At 65.3% G+C, this 16,661-nt stretch carries 15 protein-coding genes; 12 read left to right on the forward strand and 3 right to left on the reverse strand.

Annotation, left to right across the window (positions count from 1 at the left end):
• Nucleotides 1-48: 48 nt before the first annotated feature.
• From VAR608DRAFT_RS21180 to VAR608DRAFT_RS21195, 4 genes are all read left to right on the forward strand, one after another.
• Nucleotides 49-2,190, forward strand: coding sequence for a cytochrome c biogenesis protein ResB (locus VAR608DRAFT_RS21180; RefSeq protein WP_088958895.1), 2,142 nt, complete (start codon nucleotides 49-51; stop codon nucleotides 2,188-2,190).
• A complete protein-coding gene (gene ccsB / locus VAR608DRAFT_RS21185) occupies nucleotides 2,187-3,617 on the forward strand; it encodes a c-type cytochrome biogenesis protein CcsB (protein ID WP_088955849.1) in 1,431 nt (476 codons plus the stop codon). Before VAR608DRAFT_RS21180 ends, ccsB begins: the two co-directional genes overlap by 4 nt.
• Nucleotides 3,618-3,726: 109 nt before the next feature.
• Nucleotides 3,727-4,725 carry a protein-methionine-sulfoxide reductase catalytic subunit MsrP gene (gene msrP / locus VAR608DRAFT_RS21190; protein WP_088955850.1) on the forward strand — a complete coding sequence of 333 codons (999 nt, stop codon included), beginning with the start codon at nucleotides 3,727-3,729 and terminating at the stop codon, nucleotides 4,723-4,725.
• A 12-nt stretch (nucleotides 4,726-4,737) separates the two neighbouring features.
• Entirely contained in the window at nucleotides 4,738-5,394 is a 657-nt protein-coding gene (locus VAR608DRAFT_RS21195; RefSeq protein WP_088958896.1) for a sulfite oxidase heme-binding subunit YedZ, read from the forward strand.
• Nucleotides 5,395-5,416: 22 nt separating this feature from the next.
• On the opposite strand, the gene lysA is transcribed toward VAR608DRAFT_RS21195, so the two are convergent.
• The gene (lysA, locus tag VAR608DRAFT_RS21200; RefSeq protein ID WP_088955851.1) at nucleotides 5,417-6,700 is read right to left on the reverse strand and encodes a diaminopimelate decarboxylase; all 1,284 of its coding nucleotides are present in this window, start codon (nucleotides 6,698-6,700) and stop codon (nucleotides 5,417-5,419) included.
• Entirely contained in the window at nucleotides 6,697-6,942 is a 246-nt protein-coding gene (gene lptM / locus VAR608DRAFT_RS21205; RefSeq protein ID WP_088955852.1) for an LPS translocon maturation chaperone LptM, read from the reverse strand. The genes lysA and lptM overlap by 4 nt, the downstream gene beginning before the upstream one ends.
• Before the next feature lie 12 nt (nucleotides 6,943-6,954).
• Between lptM and cyaY the strand changes: the two genes are divergently transcribed.
• On the forward strand, nucleotides 6,955-7,287 hold the full coding sequence (gene cyaY, locus VAR608DRAFT_RS21210; RefSeq protein WP_088955853.1) for an iron donor protein CyaY: 333 nt from the start codon (nucleotides 6,955-6,957) through the stop codon (nucleotides 7,285-7,287).
• Here the strand turns inward: cyaY and VAR608DRAFT_RS21215 are convergent, their stop codons facing one another.
• Nucleotides 7,288-9,690 carry a penicillin-binding protein 1A gene (locus VAR608DRAFT_RS21215; protein WP_088955854.1) on the reverse strand — a complete coding sequence of 801 codons (2,403 nt, stop codon included), beginning with the start codon at nucleotides 9,688-9,690 and terminating at the stop codon, nucleotides 7,288-7,290.
• Nucleotides 9,691-9,931: 241 nt separating this feature from the next.
• Here VAR608DRAFT_RS21215 and VAR608DRAFT_RS21220 point away from each other — a divergent pair, with 241 nt between their 5' ends.
• From VAR608DRAFT_RS21220 to aroB, 7 genes are read left to right on the forward strand one after another with little or no spacing between them, the layout of a single operon-like run.
• Nucleotides 9,932-11,011 (forward strand): pilus assembly protein PilM, encoded by a 1,080-nt coding sequence (locus tag VAR608DRAFT_RS21220; protein WP_088958897.1) that lies wholly within the window; start codon nucleotides 9,932-9,934, stop codon nucleotides 11,009-11,011.
• Complete coding sequence (locus VAR608DRAFT_RS21225; protein WP_088955855.1) at nucleotides 11,008-11,616, forward strand: PilN domain-containing protein; 609 nt, start codon at nucleotides 11,008-11,010, stop codon at nucleotides 11,614-11,616. The genes VAR608DRAFT_RS21220 and VAR608DRAFT_RS21225 overlap by 4 nt, the downstream gene beginning before the upstream one ends.
• A gap of 9 nt (nucleotides 11,617-11,625) precedes the next feature.
• Nucleotides 11,626-12,300 (forward strand): type 4a pilus biogenesis protein PilO, encoded by a 675-nt coding sequence (locus VAR608DRAFT_RS21230; RefSeq protein ID WP_088955856.1) that lies wholly within the window; start codon nucleotides 11,626-11,628, stop codon nucleotides 12,298-12,300.
• Nucleotides 12,297-12,836 (forward strand): pilus assembly protein PilP, encoded by a 540-nt coding sequence (locus VAR608DRAFT_RS21235; protein ID WP_088955857.1) that lies wholly within the window; start codon nucleotides 12,297-12,299, stop codon nucleotides 12,834-12,836. Before VAR608DRAFT_RS21230 ends, VAR608DRAFT_RS21235 begins: the two co-directional genes overlap by 4 nt.
• Nucleotides 12,833-14,956, forward strand: coding sequence for a type IV pilus secretin PilQ (pilQ, locus tag VAR608DRAFT_RS21240; protein WP_088955858.1), 2,124 nt, complete (start codon nucleotides 12,833-12,835; stop codon nucleotides 14,954-14,956). Before VAR608DRAFT_RS21235 ends, pilQ begins: the two co-directional genes overlap by 4 nt.
• 22 nt (nucleotides 14,957-14,978) lie before the next feature.
• Nucleotides 14,979-15,524: a shikimate kinase gene (locus tag VAR608DRAFT_RS21245; RefSeq protein ID WP_088955859.1), complete on the forward strand. Its 546-nt coding sequence runs from the start codon at nucleotides 14,979-14,981 to the stop codon at nucleotides 15,522-15,524.
• A gap of 35 nt (nucleotides 15,525-15,559) precedes the next feature.
• Entirely contained in the window at nucleotides 15,560-16,660 is a 1,101-nt protein-coding gene (gene aroB / locus VAR608DRAFT_RS21250) for a 3-dehydroquinate synthase (RefSeq protein ID WP_088955860.1), read from the forward strand.
• Nucleotide 16,661 lies beyond the last annotated feature (1 nt).

Genomic DNA, 16,661 nt, shown 5'->3' on the forward strand with positions numbered 1-16,661 from the left:
ATCCAGCGAGGATGGCCCGCCTTTTTGCTTTTCGAGAGTTCGCTTTTCATGTCGGTCTACACCCACGGTCTTCGAGTCCATCACGGTCCCCGCGCGGCCCGTGCGGCGGTGGAGCTGCTTTCGTCGATGCGCTTCGCGATCGCGTTGCTGACCGTCATCTGCATCGCGTCGATCATCGGCACCGTGCTCAAGCAGCATGAGCCGATCAACAACTACATCAACCAGTTCGGGCCGTTCTGGGCCGAGCTCTTCCAGACCGCGCGGCTCGATTCGGTCTACAGCGCCTGGTGGTTCCTGCTGATCCTGGCGTTCCTGGTGATCAGCACCTCGCTGTGCATCGCACGCAACACACCGCGGATCGTCGCGGACCTGCGCACCTACAAGGAAGGCATCCGCGCGCAGAGCCTGCGGGCCTTCGGGCAGCGCGCCGAAACGGTTCTTGCCGAGACGCCCGACGGCGCGGCCAATCGCATCGGGCAGCTTCTGGCGAGCGGCGGATGGAAGGTCAAGCTGCAGCACCGGGAGGGCGAAGGCTGGATGGTCGCGGCGCGCGCGGGTGGTGCGCACAAGCTCGGTTACATCGCGGCGCACGGCGCGATCGTGCTGGTGTGCCTGGGCGGCCTGCTCGATGGCGACCTGATCGTGCGCGCGCAGACCTGGTTCAACGGCAAGAGCATCTACACGGGCGGCGGGCTGATCGCCGACGTGCCGCCCCAGCACCGCCTGTCGCCGAACAACCCGACCTTCCGCGGCAACATCCTGGTGCCCGAAGGCGGGCAGTCGGCGGTCGCGATCCTCAACCAGTCGGACGGCGTGCTGCTGCAGGAACTGCCGTTCTCGATCGAGCTGAAGAAGTTCATCGTCGACTACTACTCGACCGGCATGCCCAAGCTGTTCGCGAGCGAAGTCGTGCTGCACGACCGCGAGACCGGCGCACAGGTCCCGGCACGCATCGAGGTGAACCATCCGGCGAGCTACAAGGGCATCGAGATCTACCAGTCGAGCTTCGACGACGGCGGTTCGAGCGTGAAGCTCAAGGCCGTTCCGATGGCCGCGGCCGCCAAGCCCTTCGAGGTCGAGGGCATCATCGGCAACAGCAGCGAGATCACCAACGGCACCGACCGCCTCACGCTCGAATACACCGCGCTGCGCGTGATCAACGTCGAGAACTTCGGTGAAGCCGCGGGCGGCCCGATGACCAGCGGCGCCGACGTGCGCAAGGTCGACCTGCGCGGCGAACTCGAATCGCGGCTGGGCGCCGCCAACAAGACGAACAGGCCGAAGGTGCTGCGCAACATCGGGCCCAGCATCGGCTACAAGCTGCGCGATGCGGCAGGGCAGGCGCGCGAATTCCAGAACTACATGGTGCCGGTCGACACCGGCGACGGTCAGCCGGTGTTCCTGCTCGGCGTGCGCGAGCGGCCGGACGAGCCCTTCCGCTACCTCCGCGTCCCGGCCGACGACAAGGGCTCGATGGACGACTTCGTGCGCATGCGCGATACGCTGGCGGACGGCGCTGCGCGGGCGCGCGCCATCGACCGCTACATCGCGCGCGCGACCGACCCCAAGCGGCCGGAGCTCGCCGAGCAGCTTCGCGCGTCGGCCGGTCGCGCCCTCGCGCTCTTTGCCGGCGCGGAGCGCGCCAAGGCCAACGCGGTCAGCACCGGCGGCTGGCAGGCCATTGCCGAGTTCATGGAGGCCAATGTGCCGGAAGGCGAGCGCGAGCGCGCCGGCGCGGTGCTGGTGCGCATCCTCAACGACGTGCTCTTCGAGGTGCTCAACGTGAGCCGCGAGAAGGCCGGCCTGGCGGCGCTGCCCGCCGATGAAAAGACGCAGGCCTATCTCACGCAGGCGGTGCTGGCGATCAGCGATGCGCACTTCTACCCGGCGCCGGTGGCGATGCTGCTGACGGACTTCAAGCAGGTGCAGGCCAGCGTCTTCCAGGTGGCGCGTGCCCCCGGCAAGAACATCGTCTATTTGGGGTGTTTGTTGCTGATCATCGGCATTTTTGCCATGCTCTACATCCGCGAGCGCCGGCTCTGGGTGTGGCTCGCGAAGGACGACACATCCGCGGATGGCACCGCGGCCACCATGGCTTTCTCGGTCAACCGCAAGACCATGGACAGCGATCGTGAATTCGAGCACCTCAAGGACAAGCTGCTCGCCATCAGGAAAGACACCGCGCCATGACCACGACCACCCTCACGCTCAACGACAGCTGGCTCTCGCGGCGCAGCGTGTTCGACTGGGTCTTTGCCGTGCTGGTGCTGGCTGGCGGCGCCATCGCGTTCTCGCGCTATGCGGCATCGATGGACTACTACGAGAAGACCATCCTGATCGCCGCGGTGGCCGCGACCATCTCGATCGGCTGGTTCTGGCGTCCGCTGCGGGTGCTCGCGATCGTGGTGGCCGCTGCGTCGCTGTTGGCGATCGCCTCCTACCAGGGCGATCTGGCACGCGCCGACTCGGTCTTCTGGCTCAAGTACTTCCTGTCGAGCCAGTCGGCCATCCTCTGGATGAGCGTGCTCTTCTTCATGAGCACGCTGTTCTACTGGATCGGCTTTTTTGTCGCCGGGCCGCCCCAAGACAAAAACGGCCCCCTCCGGGGGCAGCGAGGACACGAAGTGCCGAGCGTGGGGGCTTTTTTTGTCGCCGGGCCGCCCCAAGACAAAAACGGCCCCCCTGGGGGGCAGGGCGACACCATGGATCTCATCGGCTCGCGCCTCGCGTGGGCCGCAGTGGCCATGGCGCTGATCGGCACGATGGTCCGCTGGTACGAGAGCCATCAGCTCGGTCCGGACATCGGGCACATCCCGGTCAGCAACCTGTATGAGGTCTTCGTCCTCTTCTGCTGGCTGACGGCGGCGTTCTATCTCTACTTCGAATCGCGCTACCGCACGCGCGCTCTGGGCGCGTTCGTGATGCTGGTGGTCAGCGCGGCGGTCGGCTTCCTGCTGTGGTACACGCTGGTGCGCGATGCGCAAGAGATCCAGCCGCTGGTGCCGGCGCTGCAAAGCTGGTGGATGAAGCTGCACGTGCCGGCCAATTTCATCGGCTACGGCACCTTCTCGCTCTCCGCCATGGTGGCATTCGCCTACCTGATCAAGGAGCAGGCCCAGGAGACGCGCTGGTACAAGCTGACACCGATCTGGCTGCTCGGCGTCGCACTGTGCTTCGTGCCGGTGGCATTCCGCCAGCGCGCGCAGGAGGCTGGCGGGAGCTACTGGGTGGGCTATGCGCTCATCTCGGCGCTGATCGCCGCCGGCATCCTGCTGGGCCGCCGGCGCATCGCGGCGCGGCTTCCGGCCAACGAGGTGCTGGACGACGTGATGTACAAGTCCATCACCGTGGGCTTTGCGTTCTTCACCATCGCCACGGTGCTGGGCGCACTGTGGGCCGCCGACGCGTGGGGCGGCTACTGGAGCTGGGACCCCAAGGAAACCTGGGCGCTGATCGTCTGGCTCAACTATGCGGCCTGGTTGCACATGCGGCTGGTCAAGGGCCTGCGCGGGACGGTCGCGGCCTGGTGGGCGCTCGGCGGGCTGGCGGTCACGACCTTCGCCTTCCTGGGCGTCAACATGTTCTTGAGCGGCCTGCACAGCTACGGCACGCTGTAGCGGGGCTGACAAGGGAAGTCAGCGTGAACAGAATCCGGATCGCGCGTAACCAATTCGAGGCTGGCAACGAATCTATGCTTGCACGGCAGTTTCTGGTGAAAGGCGATCCATGCTGATTCAATCCCGCGACAGCGGCTTCATCCATCCCGATTCGAGCGAAATCACGCCGCGAGGCGTCTACGAGGGACGTCGCGACATGCTCAAGTGGCTGGCGAGCGGCGTGGCCGGCGCCGCGATGGCGTCATGGGCATCGCGCGACGCGCTTGCTGAGGCCACCGGGCCCGGAAAGCTGCCGCCGCTGCGCGGGGCCCAGTCGGCCGTCCCGGGCGCGCAGACGATGGAAAAGCTGACGGACTACAAGGACGCCACCAGCTACAACAACTACTACGAGTTCGGCACCGACAAGGGCGACCCGGTCAAGAACGCCGGCACGCTCAAGACCCGTCCCTGGACCGTGGAGGTCGAAGGCCTCGTCAACAAGCCCGGCAAGTTCGGGATCGAAGACCTGATCAAGCTGAGCGCCCAGGAAGAGCGCATCTACCGGCTGCGCTGCGTCGAGGGCTGGTCCATGGTGATTCCGTGGGTCGGCTATTCGCTGGCCGAACTGATCAAGCGCGTGGAGCCGCAGGGCAGCGCCAAGTACGTCGAGTTCGTGACGCTGGCCGACCCCAAGACCATGCCCTACGTCGGCTCGCGCATCCTCGACTGGCCCTACACCGAAGGCCTGCGCATGGACGAGGCGATGCACCCGCTCACGCTCCTCACCTTCGGCATGTACGGCGAGGTGCTGCCCAACCAGAACGGCGCGCCGGTGCGCGTCGTGGTGCCGTGGAAGTACGGCTTCAAGAGCGGCAAGTCGATCGTCAAGATCCGCTTCGTCGAGAAGGAGCCGGGCACGGCGTGGAACAAGGCCGCGGCGCAGGAATACGGCTTCTATTCGAACGTGAACCCCAACGTCGACCACCCGCGCTGGAGCCAGGCCACCGAGCGCCGCATCGGCGATGGCGGCGGCCTCTTCGCGAAGCGCACCAAGACGCTGTTGTTCAACGGCTACGAGGCGCAGGTCGGCCAGCTCTACGCGGGCATGGACCTGAAGAAGTACTACTGATTGGGCCTGGCCGTGAACAAGCTCCTGATGCACCCGGCGGCCAAGCCGGTCGTCTTCGTGCTTTGCCTTCTGCCGTTCGCGTGGCTGTTCTACGGTGCGCTCACCGACGGCCTCGGCGCGAACCCGGCGGAGCACCTGATCCGCTCGGCCGGCGACTGGACGCTTCGCTTCATCTGCATCGTGCTGGCCGTCACGCCGTTGCGGGTCATCACCAAGACCAACGCGCTGGCGCGCTTTCGCCGGATGCTGGGGCTCTTCGCCTACTTCTACGTCGTCTTCCATCTGCTGAGCTACAGCTGGTTCGACATGGGCTTCGAGCTGCAGGACATCGCCAAGGACATCGCCAAGCGGCCGTTCATCCTGGTCGGTTTCAGCGCATTCCTGCTGCTCACGCCGCTGGCCGCGACGTCGTTCAATCGCGCGATCAGGGCGCTCGGCGCGAAGCGCTGGCAGCTGCTCCATCGGCTGGTCTACCTGATTGCCGGCCTGGGCCTCCTGCACTTCTTCTGGATGCGGGCCGGCAAGCACAACTTCGCCGAAGTCTTCGTCTATGCCGCGATCATCGGCGTCCTGCTCGGATGGCGGGTGTGGAACTTCGCCAGCAAGAGGAAGCCGCTGCGGCCTGTGCCAATGGGAAGCGCAGGCGTGCAGCCGCAGCCGACCGAATGATCCGGCGGCTGCGGCTGGCGACTCAGTCCTCCAGCCGCTCCGCGCGCAACTGGTCGTCGAGCGTTTCACGGCGGCGGATGAGCGTGGCGCGCTCGCCGCTGACCAGCACTTCGGCCGCGCGGCCGCGGGTGTTGTAGTTGCTCGCCATCGCCATGCAGTACGCGCCGGCCGAGAGCACGGCGAGCAGGTCGCCCTCTGCGACCTGCAGCTTGCGGTCGCGCCCGATCCAGTCGCCGCTTTCGCACACCGGACCGACCACGTCGTAGAGGACGGCCTCGCCATCGTCGCGAGCGGTCAGCGGGACGATCTGGTGGAAAGCCTGGTACATCGCCGGCCGGGGCAGATCGTTCATTGCCGCATCGACGATGCAGAAGTTCTTCTCTTCGCCCGGCTTGGTGTAGAGCACCTGCGTGACGCAGACGCCGGCATTGCCGACCAGCGAACGGCCGGGTTCGACGATGAGCCGCCGCTGTCCGAAGCCGCGCGCATCGAGGCGTGCCAGCATCTGCCGCCAGAGCGCATCGGCGCCGGGCGGAGTGTCGCCGTTGTAGTCGATGCCCAGACCGCCGCCGAAGTCGAGGTGGTGCAGCCGGATGCCGGTCTTCTCGATCGCCTCGACCAGATCGAGCACGCGCTCCAGCGCCTCGAGGTAGGGCGACGCGTCGGTGATCTGCGAGCCGATGTGGCAGTCGATGCCGACCACCTCGAGGCCCGCGAGCGATGCCGCGTGGCCATAGATCGCGACTGCACGGTCATGCGCCACGCCGAACTTGTTGCCCTTCAGGCCGGTCGAGATGTAGGGGTGCGTCTTCGGGTCCACGTTGGGATTGATCCGCACGCTGATGGCTGCGCGCCGGCCCTCCTCGAGCGCGACGGCATTGAGCACCTCGAGCTCGGCCTCGCTTTCGACGTTGAAGCAGCCGATGCCGGCGGCGAGCGCCTGCCGCATCTCGGCGCGCGTCTTGCCGACACCGGAAAAGATCACCTTGGCCGGATCGGCGCCCGCCGCGAGCACCCGCGCGAGCTCGCCGCCCGACACGATGTCGAAGCCGCAGCCCGCTTGCGCGAAGACGCGCAGGACGCCGAGCGAGGAATTGGCCTTGATCGCATAGCAGACCATGGCATCGCGGCCCTCGAAGCCGCGCTGATAGGCAGCCAGCGCGTCGAGCATCCATTGCTTCGAATAGACGAAGAGGGGCGTGCCGTGCTCACGTGCCAGCGAGGCGAGCGAGACGGCTTCGACCTGCAGATCGCCCCTCGTGCGTGCGATGTGCGGGTGTCCTGGAAGAAGTGCCGGCTGGCTCATTTCGTGCCTTCGGTGGATGCCGGAGCATCGTTATCTTTTTGCGGGGCCGGCGCTTGCGCGGGCTTCGTCGGCGTTTCGGTCGTGGTGGTGCGGCCGGGTATCAGGACCTGGGGCAAGGTGGCCCGGTCTTTTGCGGCCGGATCGGTCGGCAGGTAAAGCGAGCCTTTTTGACCACAGGCGGACAAGCCGACCCCAACGAGCGCGAGGCCAACGGCGCTCACTAGAATTTGGCGAACAGACATGGCGAAATTGTAATGACCGACCCCGAATACATGGACCAGGCCGAGGCCGCGCTGGCCGCGATCGAACGCAGTTGCGATCGCATCAACGATGCGACCGATGCCGACATCGACAACCAGCGCGTGGGAGGAATGATCACGATCACCTTCCGCAACGGCAGCCAGTTGATCGTCAACCTGCAGAAGCCGCTGCACGAGATCTGGCTGGCGGCGCGCTCCGGCGGCTACCACTACCGCCATGACGGCAGTGCCTGGGTCGACACCAAGACCCGCGAGGAATTCTTCGGCAACCTGACGCGCGAAGCGACCTTGCAGGCGGGCCAGCCGCTGACCTTCTCCGCCGGCTGATCAGTTCCGGAACAGGTCGAGGATCTTGCTGCGTTCCTCGGGCGCCGGCGGCGCACCGATCGGGGGCGCCGAGATCGCCTCGGCCGGCGGCGTCGGGCCGCCCTCGACACCCAGGCTCGCGACGCCGCGGCCCGGTGCGTAGTCGTCGTAGTACCACTCACCGCCGACATTCACCACGCCGGCAGGCGCGGGCACCTCGGCCACCGGAATGCCCTTGATCGCCGTTTCCATGTAGGTGATCCAGATCGGCAGGGCCAAGCCACCGCCGGTCTCCTTGTCGCCGAGCTTGCGCGGCGTGTCGTAGCCGATCCACGCGACCGCGGTCATCGTCGGCTGGAATCCGGCGAACCAGGCGTCCATCGACTCGTTCGTGGTGCCGGTCTTGCCGTAGATATCGGTGCGCTTGAGCGTCGCCTGTGCCTTGGCTGCCGTGCCGCCGCTCGCCACCGATTGCAGCAGGCTGTCCATGATGAACGCATTGCGCTGTGGGATCGCACGCATCGACTCGTTGAGCAGAGGCGGCTGCCTGTCGACCAGGACCTTGTCCTTGTGGTCGGTCACGCGCGTCACGAGATAGGGGTTCAGGCGATAGCCGCCGTTGGCGAACACCGAATAGGCCGTCACCATCTGCATCGGCGTGACCGAGCCCGCGCCGAGCGCCATCGGGAGATAGGCAGGATGCTTCTCGCGCTCGAAGCCGAAGTTGGTGATCCAGTCCTGCGCGTAGCGAGTACCGATCGATTGCAGGATGCGGATCGACACCATGTTCTTGGACTTCATCAGCGCGCGCCGCATCGGCATCGGGCCTTCGAACAAGCCGTCATAGTTCTTCGGCTCCCAGGGCTGGCCACCGGTGGTGCCGGCGTCGAAGAACAGTGGCGCGTCATTGATTACCGTGCTGGGCGTGAATCCCTTCTCGAGCGCGGCGGAATAGATGAAGGGCTTGAAGCTCGAGCCCGGCTGGCGCCACGCCTGCGTCACGTGGTTGAACTTGTTCTTGTCGAAGTCGAAGCCGCCGACCATGGCCTTGACCGCGCCATCGCGCGGGTCGACGGCGACGAATGCGCCTTCCACTTCGGGCAACTGCGTGATTTCCCAGGTGTCCTTCGGTGTCTTGACCACGCGGATGACGGCACCGCGGCGGATCCTGATGTTGGGCGCGGCCTTGTCCGAGAGGCCGGACTGGGCAGGCTTCAGGCCGTCTCCGACGATCTGGACAGCGTCGCCGTTGGCGCGGACCGCATTGATCTCCTTCGCATTGGCCTTGAGCACCACCGCCGACATCACGTCGCCATTGTCGGGATGCTCGGCGAGTGCGTCGTCCACGGCCTCGTCGAGTTCCTTGGGGTTATTGGGCAGATCGACGAACTTCTCGGGGCCGCGGTAGATCTGGCGGCGCTCGTAGTCCATGATGCCCTTGCGAAGCGCTCGATACGCTGCGGCCTGATCGGCGGCAACCAGCGTCGTGTAGACCTTGAGGCCGCGCGTGTACGTGCTGTCGCCGTACTGTGCGTACATCAGTTGGCGAACCGTCTCGGCGACGTATTCGGCGTGCAGCCGCGACGGGTCGGCGGCGTCGCGCAGGTGCAGGTCTTCCTTCTTTGCTTCCGCCGCCTGCTCCGCCGTGATGAAGCCGGCTTCCTGCATGCGGTCGATCACATAGAGCTGCCGCGCCCGTGCACGCGCGGGGTTGTTCACGGGGTTGTTGGCGCCCGGCGCTTTCGGCAGACCGGCCAGCATCGCCGCCTGCGCGATCGTGATGTCCTGGAGCGGCTTGCCGAAATAGGCTTCGGATGCCGCCGCGAATCCATAGGCCCGATTGCCGAGATAGATCTGGTTCACATAGATCTCGAGGATCTGGTCCTTCGTCAGAAGGTGTTCCAGCTTGAAGGTCAGAAGAACTTCATAAACCTTGCGCGTCAGCGTTTTTTCGGAGCTCAGATAGACATTTCGCGCTACCTGCATCGTGATGGTCGACGCGCCCTGGCTCTTGACGCGATTCAAGTTCGCGATTCCGGCGCGCAGCATTCCCTTGTAGTCGATGCCGCCATGGTCATAGAAGCGCGCGTCTTCGGCGGCGAGCACTGCGTCCTTCATGACTTTGGGAACGGTGGAAATCGGCGTCAGATTTCGCCGCTCTTCGCCGAATTCCCCGATCAATATTCCCTCGGACGAGAAGACGCGCAGCGGCAGCTTCGGCCGATAGTCCGACAGCTCCGAAATATCGGGAAGATTGGGATAGGCCACTGCGAGCGCGACGGCGATGATGCACACGATGGCGACGGCGCCGGCCGCTGCGATCCCCAAGGCCCACAGCAGGATCCGCATCACCCATGTCAGCCACGTCGCGCGTTTTGGAGGAGGGGCTTTTGCAGGCCCTTTGGTTCGGGATGTTTCGGGCATTGAGGCGGTCGGAGTCTGCGAGCATTATAAAAAAGCGGTCCTCGCAGAGGCCCGGTTCGTAGCAGTTAGGACCCAAGTACTCTTATTTGTGACGAAAGTTGCAGACGGGAACTGTTACGTCGACTTTTGACAACGATTGGCGCTGGAGTCGGGATTCGGCACTTGGTTGGCATTGCGCCTTGCTGCTAGCATGCAACCACACGCAAATTTTTCCAATCGTTACAAACGGATGGGATCGAACTTGATTGACCTGGGATCGTTGTTTCGCCGTCAGCCCGCGCCTTTGCTCGGGCTGGACGTCAGTTCTTCCAGCGTCAAGCTTGTCGAACTCGGCCGCGATGCCAGCGGCAAGCTGGTGCTCGAGCGCTGCGCCATCGAGCCGCTGGAGCGTGGATGGATCACCGACGGCAACGTGGAGAAGTTCGACGAGGTGGCCGAGGCCGTGCGCCGCGTGGTGCGCAAGAGCGGCACCCGGACCAAGAACGTTGCGCTGGCCCTGCCGCCATCCGCCGTCATCACCAAGAAGATCGTTCTGCCCGGTGGCATGAGCGAGCAGGAACTCGAGATCCAGGTCGAGTCCGAAGCCAACCAGTACATTCCCTTTTCGCTCGACGAGGTGAGCCTCGATTTCTGCGTGATGGGGCAGAGCGCGGCCTCCGCGGGCGATGTCGAAGTCCTGATCGCCGCTTCGCGCAAGGAGAAGGTGCAGGATCGTCAAGGCCTTGCCGAAGCGTCGGGGCTGAAGGCCGTGATCCTCGATGTCGAATCCTATGCATCGCGTCTCGCGACCGCGCGCTTGATCGAGCAGCTGCCCGGCCAGGGGCGCGATGCCGTCGTGGCATTGTTTGAAGTGGGTGCATTCACCACCAGCATGCAGGTGCTGCGAAACCAGGAAGTCCTGTACGACCGCGACCAGGCTTTCGGCGGCGCGCAGCTCACGCAGCTCATCGTTCGCCAGTACGGCTTCTCCGCCGAGGAGGCGGAGGCCAAGAAGCGCAGTGGCGACCTGCCCGAGGACTACGCCGCCGGCGTGCTCAAGCCGTTCGTGGCGAGCATCGCGCAGGAAATTGCCCGCGCGCTCCAGTTCTTCTTCACGAGCACGCCGCACAACCGCGTCGATTACGTGCTGCTGGCCGGAGGCTCCGCATCGCTGCCCGGCCTGACCAGTGCCGTCACGCGCCAGACCTCGTTCGCGTGTTCGCTCGTGAACCCGTTCGATGGCATGGAAATCGGCAGCAGCATTCGCGAGAAGAAAGTGCGTCGCGAGGCCCCGTCCTACCTGACGTCCTGCGGCCTCGCGATGCGGAGGTTCCTGCAGTGATCCTCATCAACCTTCTCCCCCACCGCGAGGCGGCGCGCAAGCGCCGTCGCGAGACCTTCTTCGCCACCCTGGGCCTGGCCGCGGTCGCCGGTCTGCTGATCGCCGGCGCCGCCTATCTGTGGTTCCAGGCGCAAATCTCCAACCAGCAGGAGAAGAACGGCATCCTGCAGTCGGCGATCACCAAGCTGGATGCCGAGATCAAGGAAATCTCGACACTGCAGGCCGAGATCGCCGCCCTGCGCGCGCGCCAGCAGGCCGTGGAAGACCTCCAGGGCGACCGCAACATGCCGGTGCACCTGCTGAACGAGCTCGTGCGCCAGTTGCCCGACGGCGTCTACCTCACCAACATGAAGCAGGAGAACCAGACGGTCACGCTGCAGGGCATGGCGCAGTCCAATGAGCGCGTGTCCGAGCTGCTGCGCAATCTCGGCAACAACAGTCCGTGGCTGGTGAAGCCGGAACTGGTCGAGATCACGTCGACCAACATCAACCTGAGTCCCCGCGATCAGCGCCGCGTTGCCAACTTCACGATGCGCATCGGCCTGAAGCGGCCCACCGACGCTCAGAAGCCGGCTGGCGCGCCTGCGCCGGCAGCCAAGGGGTAAGCGTCCATCATGGCAACCAAACGCTCTCCCAAGATCGACGTCGGGGCCGCGCTGCGCAGCTTCGGCGCGCAATTCCAGGGCCTCAACCCGAACGATCCTTCGGCCTGGCCGGCCATTCCGCGCTATGCGCTGTGCGTCGCTGTCGCCGCCGCGGTGGTCGTGGCGCTCTGGTTCGTCTGGCTCACCAATTCGAACGACGAGCTGGAAGCCGCTCGCGCGAAGGAGGTCACGCTCAAGGCGGACTATCAGAAGAAGGTCGCCCAGGCGGCCAATCTCGAGTTGCTGAAGAAGCAGCGCGAGCAAGTCCAGCAGTACGTCACGCTGCTCGAAAAGCAGCTCCCGAGCAAGGCTGAAATGGATGCGCTGCTGTCGGACATCAACCAGGCCGGACTCGGTCGCAGCCTGCAGTTCGAGCTGTTCCGGCCCGGACAGGTCTCGGTCAAGGACTACTACGCCGAGCTCCCGATCGCGGTGCGCGTGACCGGCCGCTATCACGACATGGGCGCCTTCGTCGCGGACGTCGCGAACCTGTCGCGCATCGTGACCTTGAACAATCTCGCCGTGACGCCGGCCAAGGATGGGGCGCTCGTGATGGACGCCACCGCGCGGACCTACCGTTATCTGGACGAGCAAGAGCAGGACATGCAAAGGCGCGCGGCGGCAGCGGCGGCGAAGAAGAAATGAGAACGCTCGGATTTCTGGGGCTCTGTGCCGCCGTCGTGGGGCTGACCGGTTGCTTCGGCTCGGATCAGGACGAACTGCGAACCTGGATGACCGAGCAGCGTGCGCAGGTCAAGCCGAACGTGCCGCCGATCGCCGAACCCAAGAAGTTCACGCCGCAGCCCTACACCGAGGCCGGTGCGATCGAGCCGTTCAACATGCAGAAGCTGACGCAGGCCCTGCGCCGCGATTCGAACCAGCCCAGCACCTCCGGCCTGATCGCGCCCGAGCTGACTCGCCGCAAGGAGGCGCTCGAGGCCTTCCCGCTCGACGCGATGGCGATGGTGGGCAGCCTGAATCGCAACGGACAGCCGGTGGCCCTGATCAGCGTCGACAAGCTGCTCTATCAAGTGAAGGTGGGCAACTACCTGGGACTCAACTACGGGAAGATCACCCGTATCACCGAAACCGAACTCGCCTTGCGTGAAATCGTGCAGGACGCCGCCGGTGAATGGATCGAACGCGTGGCGACGCTGCAGTTGCAAGAGAGGACGAAATGAATCAACGAAAATCGATGCTCGCGCACTGGCTGCGCGCCGCGGGTGCGGCTGTGCTGGCGTTCAGTGCCGCTGCCGTCGTGCATGCCCAGAACGCCATCGAGTCGGTCACGAGCTCGATGCAGTCGGGCTCGGAGGTCGTCCGGATCGACTTCACGCAGCCGCTTGCTGCACCGCCCACCGGGTTCGCGATCCAGACCCCGGCGCGTGTCGCGCTCGATTTTCCCGGTGTGACGAACGCGATCGGTCGTTCTTCCATCGACGTCAACCAAGGCAATCTGCGCTCGATCAATGTGGTCCAGGCCGGCGAACGAACGCGCCTCGTGCTGAACCTCAAGCAGGCGACTGCGTACAAGACCGAGATTCAAGGAAAGTCCCTCCTGGTCGCGCTGGAGCCCGTGCCCGGCGCTGCGCTCGCCCAGTCCGCGCAGGGTGCGTTCGCGGAGAACCGCAATCGCGACATGCTGCCGTTGAAGGACGTGGATTTCCGTCTCGGGTCCGACAACACCGGTCGCGTGATCGTCGATCTGGCCAACAACCAGGTCGGCGTCGACATCCGCCAGCAGGGCAAGAACCTCGTCGTCGAGTTCACCAAGTCGACGCTGCCGGAAGGCCTGCGCCGCCGGCTCGACGTGGCTGACTTCGGCACGCCGGTTCAGATGGTGACGACCCAGCAGGTGGGCGACCGCGTGCGCATGACCATCGAGCCCAAGGGCGAGTGGGAGCACAGCGCCTATCAGAGCGAAAACCAGTTCGTCGTCGAGGTCCGGCCGCGCAAGGTCGATCCGACCAAGCTGACCCAGGGTGTGGGCTACAGCGGCGAAAAGCTGTCGCTGAACTTCCAGAACATCGAAGTCCGTTCGCTGCTCCAGGTGATCGCCGACTTCACGAACTTCAACATCGTGACCTCCGATTCGGTCACCGGCGCATTGACCCTCCGTCTGAAGGACGTGCCATGGGACCAGGCGCTGGACATCATCCTGCAGGCCAAGAACCTCGGCATGCGCAAGAACGGCAGCGTCCTCTGGATTGCGCCGAAGGACGAGATCAACGCCAAGGAAAAGCTGCAGTTCGAGGCTGAGAACGCCATCCAGAACCTGGAGCCGCTGCGCACGCAGTCCTTCCAGCTCAACTACACGAAGGCCGTGACGATTGCCCAGGGTCTGACCGGTACGGGCGCCGCAGGCGGCGGCGCCGGCGGCGGTGCGGGCACCACGACCCGCATCCTGAGCCCGCGCGGCAGCGTGCTGGCCGAAGCGCGGACCAATCAGATCTTCGTGTCCGACATTCCGTCGCGGCTGGCGCAAGTGGCGGAGCTGATCCAGAAGCTCGACGTGCCGGTGCGTCAAGTCTTGATCGAGGCGCGGATCGTCGAAGCAACGGATACTTTCGGCAAGTCGCTGGGTGTGCGCCTCGGCGGCGGCGCGCTGAACCACAACAACGCGATCGGGCCGGCGCCGGTCATCACGCCCGCGACGGCGACGACCCCGGCAACCATCACCCAGACGGTCACGGCCAGCAACTTCGTCAATCTGCCGTCGACGGGCGTCTCCGGCAACGGCAACGCACCCGGCACTTTCGCGATCTCGCTCTTCAATTCCAGCCTCTCCCGCATCCTGAACCTCGAAATCTCGGCCCTCGAAGCCGACGGCAGGGGCAAGGTGGTGTCGAGCCCGCGGGTGGTGACGGCTGACCAGACCAAGGCGCTGATCGAACAGGGTACGGAACTGCCGTATCAGGTTGCGACTTCGAGCGGTGCGACCTCGATCGCCTTCCGCAAGGCCAACCTCAAGCTCGAGGTCACGCCCCAGATCACGCCCGAAGGCAACATCATCCTGTCCCTGGACGTCAACAAGGACACGGTGGGCCAGGCCACCACCGCGGGCTTCGCGATCAACACGAAGCACGTGCAGACCGAGGTCCTGGTCGAGAACGGCGGCACGGTCGTCATTGGTGGTATCTTCGAGCTCACCGAAACCAACGACGAATCGCGCATACCGGTCCTGGGTGAAGTGCCCTACCTCGGCGCACTGTTCCGTACGCGCAATCGCGTTGCCAACAAGACTGAAATGCTCGTCTTTATCACCCCGAAGATGATTACCGACCGTAACGCCGCGCGTTGACGCGCGGTGTTCGCAGCACCGCGTGGCGGTCGCACTCGTCGGATTGCCCGGCGCCGGCAAATCTGCAGTGGGCCGGCGCCTCGCGCAACGCCTCCAGGTTCCGTTCATCGATAGCGATCACGTGATCGAGGAACGGATCGGCTGCTCGATCCGCGACTTTTTCGAGCGGGAAGGGGAGGAGCGCTTCCGCGATCTCGAACAAGCAGTGATTGCCGAACTCGCGGCGGCACCTCACGGCATCGTAGCGACCGGCGGAGGCGCCGTTCTGCGGCAGGCCAACCGGGCCGCCCTGCGTTCGGGCTTTCACGTGATCTACCTTCGCTCGGCGCCGGAAGACCTGTTCCGGCGGCTTAGGCACGATGTCAAGCGTCCGCTGCTCCAGGTGGCGGATCCGCTCGGGCGCTTGCGCGAGCTCTACGGCGCGCGAGATCCCCTGTATCGCGAAACCGCGCACGACGTGGTCGAAACCGGGCGTCCGACGGTGGCGACGCTGGTCAACATCATCGTGATGCAGCTCGAACTCGCGGGCATCGCATCGCCGCCGCCTGACAGCGATCTTCCCGACTGAAAGAGCGTGTTTCGGCATGCACCTAAACTCGGGGCATGCCATTGTCCGCCCCACCTGAAAGCGTCGAGATCCAGCTCGGCGACCGGAGTTACCCGATCCTGATCGGCAGCGGCCTCGTCGGCGAGCCGGGCAGTTTCGCGGCGCTGCCGACTGCCGCGACTGCACTGATCGTCACGAATACCACCGTTGCACCGCTTTACGCCGAGACCTTGCGGGCGGCGCTCGCGAAGCGATTCCGCGCCGTGCACGTGCTCGAACTGCCGGACGGCGAAGCGTTCAAGGAGTGGCAGACCCTGAACCTGATCTTCGATGCCTTGCTCGGCCACGGCTGCGACCGCAAGACGGTGCTGTTCGCGCTCGGCGGCGGCGTCGTCGGGGACATGACGGGTTTTGCCGCCGCGAGCTACATGCGCGGCGTGCCGTTCGTGCAGGTGCCGACGACCTTGCTGGCGCAAGTCGATTCGTCCGTCGGCGGCAAGACGGCCATCAATCACCCGCTCGGCAAGAACATGATCGGCGCGTTCTACCAGCCCCGGCTGGTGCTGTGCGATCTCTCCACGCTGGCGACGCTGCCGCCGCGCGAACTCAGTGCCGGGCTGGCGGAGGTCATCAAGTACGGCCCGATCCATGACATGGCATTCCTGGACTGGATCGAAGCGAACATCGATGCGCTGGTCGCGCGCGATGCTTCGGCGCTCGCGCACGCCGTCAAGCGCAGCTGCGAGATCAAAGCCGAAGTCGTGGGGCAGGACGAGCGGGAGACGGGCCTGCGCGCGATTCTCAATTTCGGCCATACCTTCGGGCATGCGATCGAATCGGGCCTGGGCTACGGCGAATGGCTGCACGGCGAGGCGGTGGGCTGCGGCATGGTCATGGCCGCCCACCTGTCGCAGCGCCTCGGCGGGGTCGACGAAGCCTTCGTGCAGCGGCTCACCGCATTGATCCGGCGGGCCGGCTTGCCGGTCATCGGGCCCGCGCTGGGCGCGGACCGCTATCTGGAACTGATGCGCATCGACAAGAAGTCCGAAGCCGGCGAGATCCGCTTCGTCGTCATCGACAAGCCAGGCTCGGCCGTGATGCGCAGTGCGCCCGAAGCGATGGTGCGCGAGGTGCTCGCGCAGTGCTGCGCGGGCTGAG

It is taken from the genome of Variovorax sp. HW608, assembly GCF_900090195.1.
In the GTDB taxonomy this organism is placed as follows: Bacteria; Pseudomonadota; Gammaproteobacteria; order Burkholderiales; family Burkholderiaceae_C; genus Variovorax.

Coding starts and splice junctions, on each gene's coding strand:
- VAR608DRAFT_RS21180 (WP_088958895.1), top strand. CDS start 49: ATGTCGGTCTACACCCACGGTCTTCGAGTCCATCACGGTCCCCGCGCG.
- ccsB (WP_088955849.1), top strand. CDS start 2,187: ATGACCACGACCACCCTCACGCTCAACGACAGCTGGCTCTCGCGGCGC.
- msrP (WP_088955850.1), top strand. CDS start 3,727: ATGCTGATTCAATCCCGCGACAGCGGCTTCATCCATCCCGATTCGAGC.
- lysA (WP_088955851.1), bottom strand. CDS start 6,700: ATGAGCCAGCCGGCACTTCTTCCAGGACACCCGCACATCGCACGCACG.
- lptM (WP_088955852.1), bottom strand. CDS start 6,942: ATGTCTGTTCGCCAAATTCTAGTGAGCGCCGTTGGCCTCGCGCTCGTT.
- cyaY (WP_088955853.1), top strand. CDS start 6,955: ATGACCGACCCCGAATACATGGACCAGGCCGAGGCCGCGCTGGCCGCG.
- VAR608DRAFT_RS21215 (WP_088955854.1), bottom strand. CDS start 9,690: ATGCCCGAAACATCCCGAACCAAAGGGCCTGCAAAAGCCCCTCCTCCA.
- VAR608DRAFT_RS21230 (WP_088955856.1), top strand. CDS start 11,626: ATGGCAACCAAACGCTCTCCCAAGATCGACGTCGGGGCCGCGCTGCGC.
- VAR608DRAFT_RS21235 (WP_088955857.1), top strand. CDS start 12,297: ATGAGAACGCTCGGATTTCTGGGGCTCTGTGCCGCCGTCGTGGGGCTG.
- pilQ (WP_088955858.1), top strand. CDS start 12,833: ATGAATCAACGAAAATCGATGCTCGCGCACTGGCTGCGCGCCGCGGGT.
- aroB (WP_088955860.1), top strand. CDS start 15,560: ATGCCATTGTCCGCCCCACCTGAAAGCGTCGAGATCCAGCTCGGCGAC.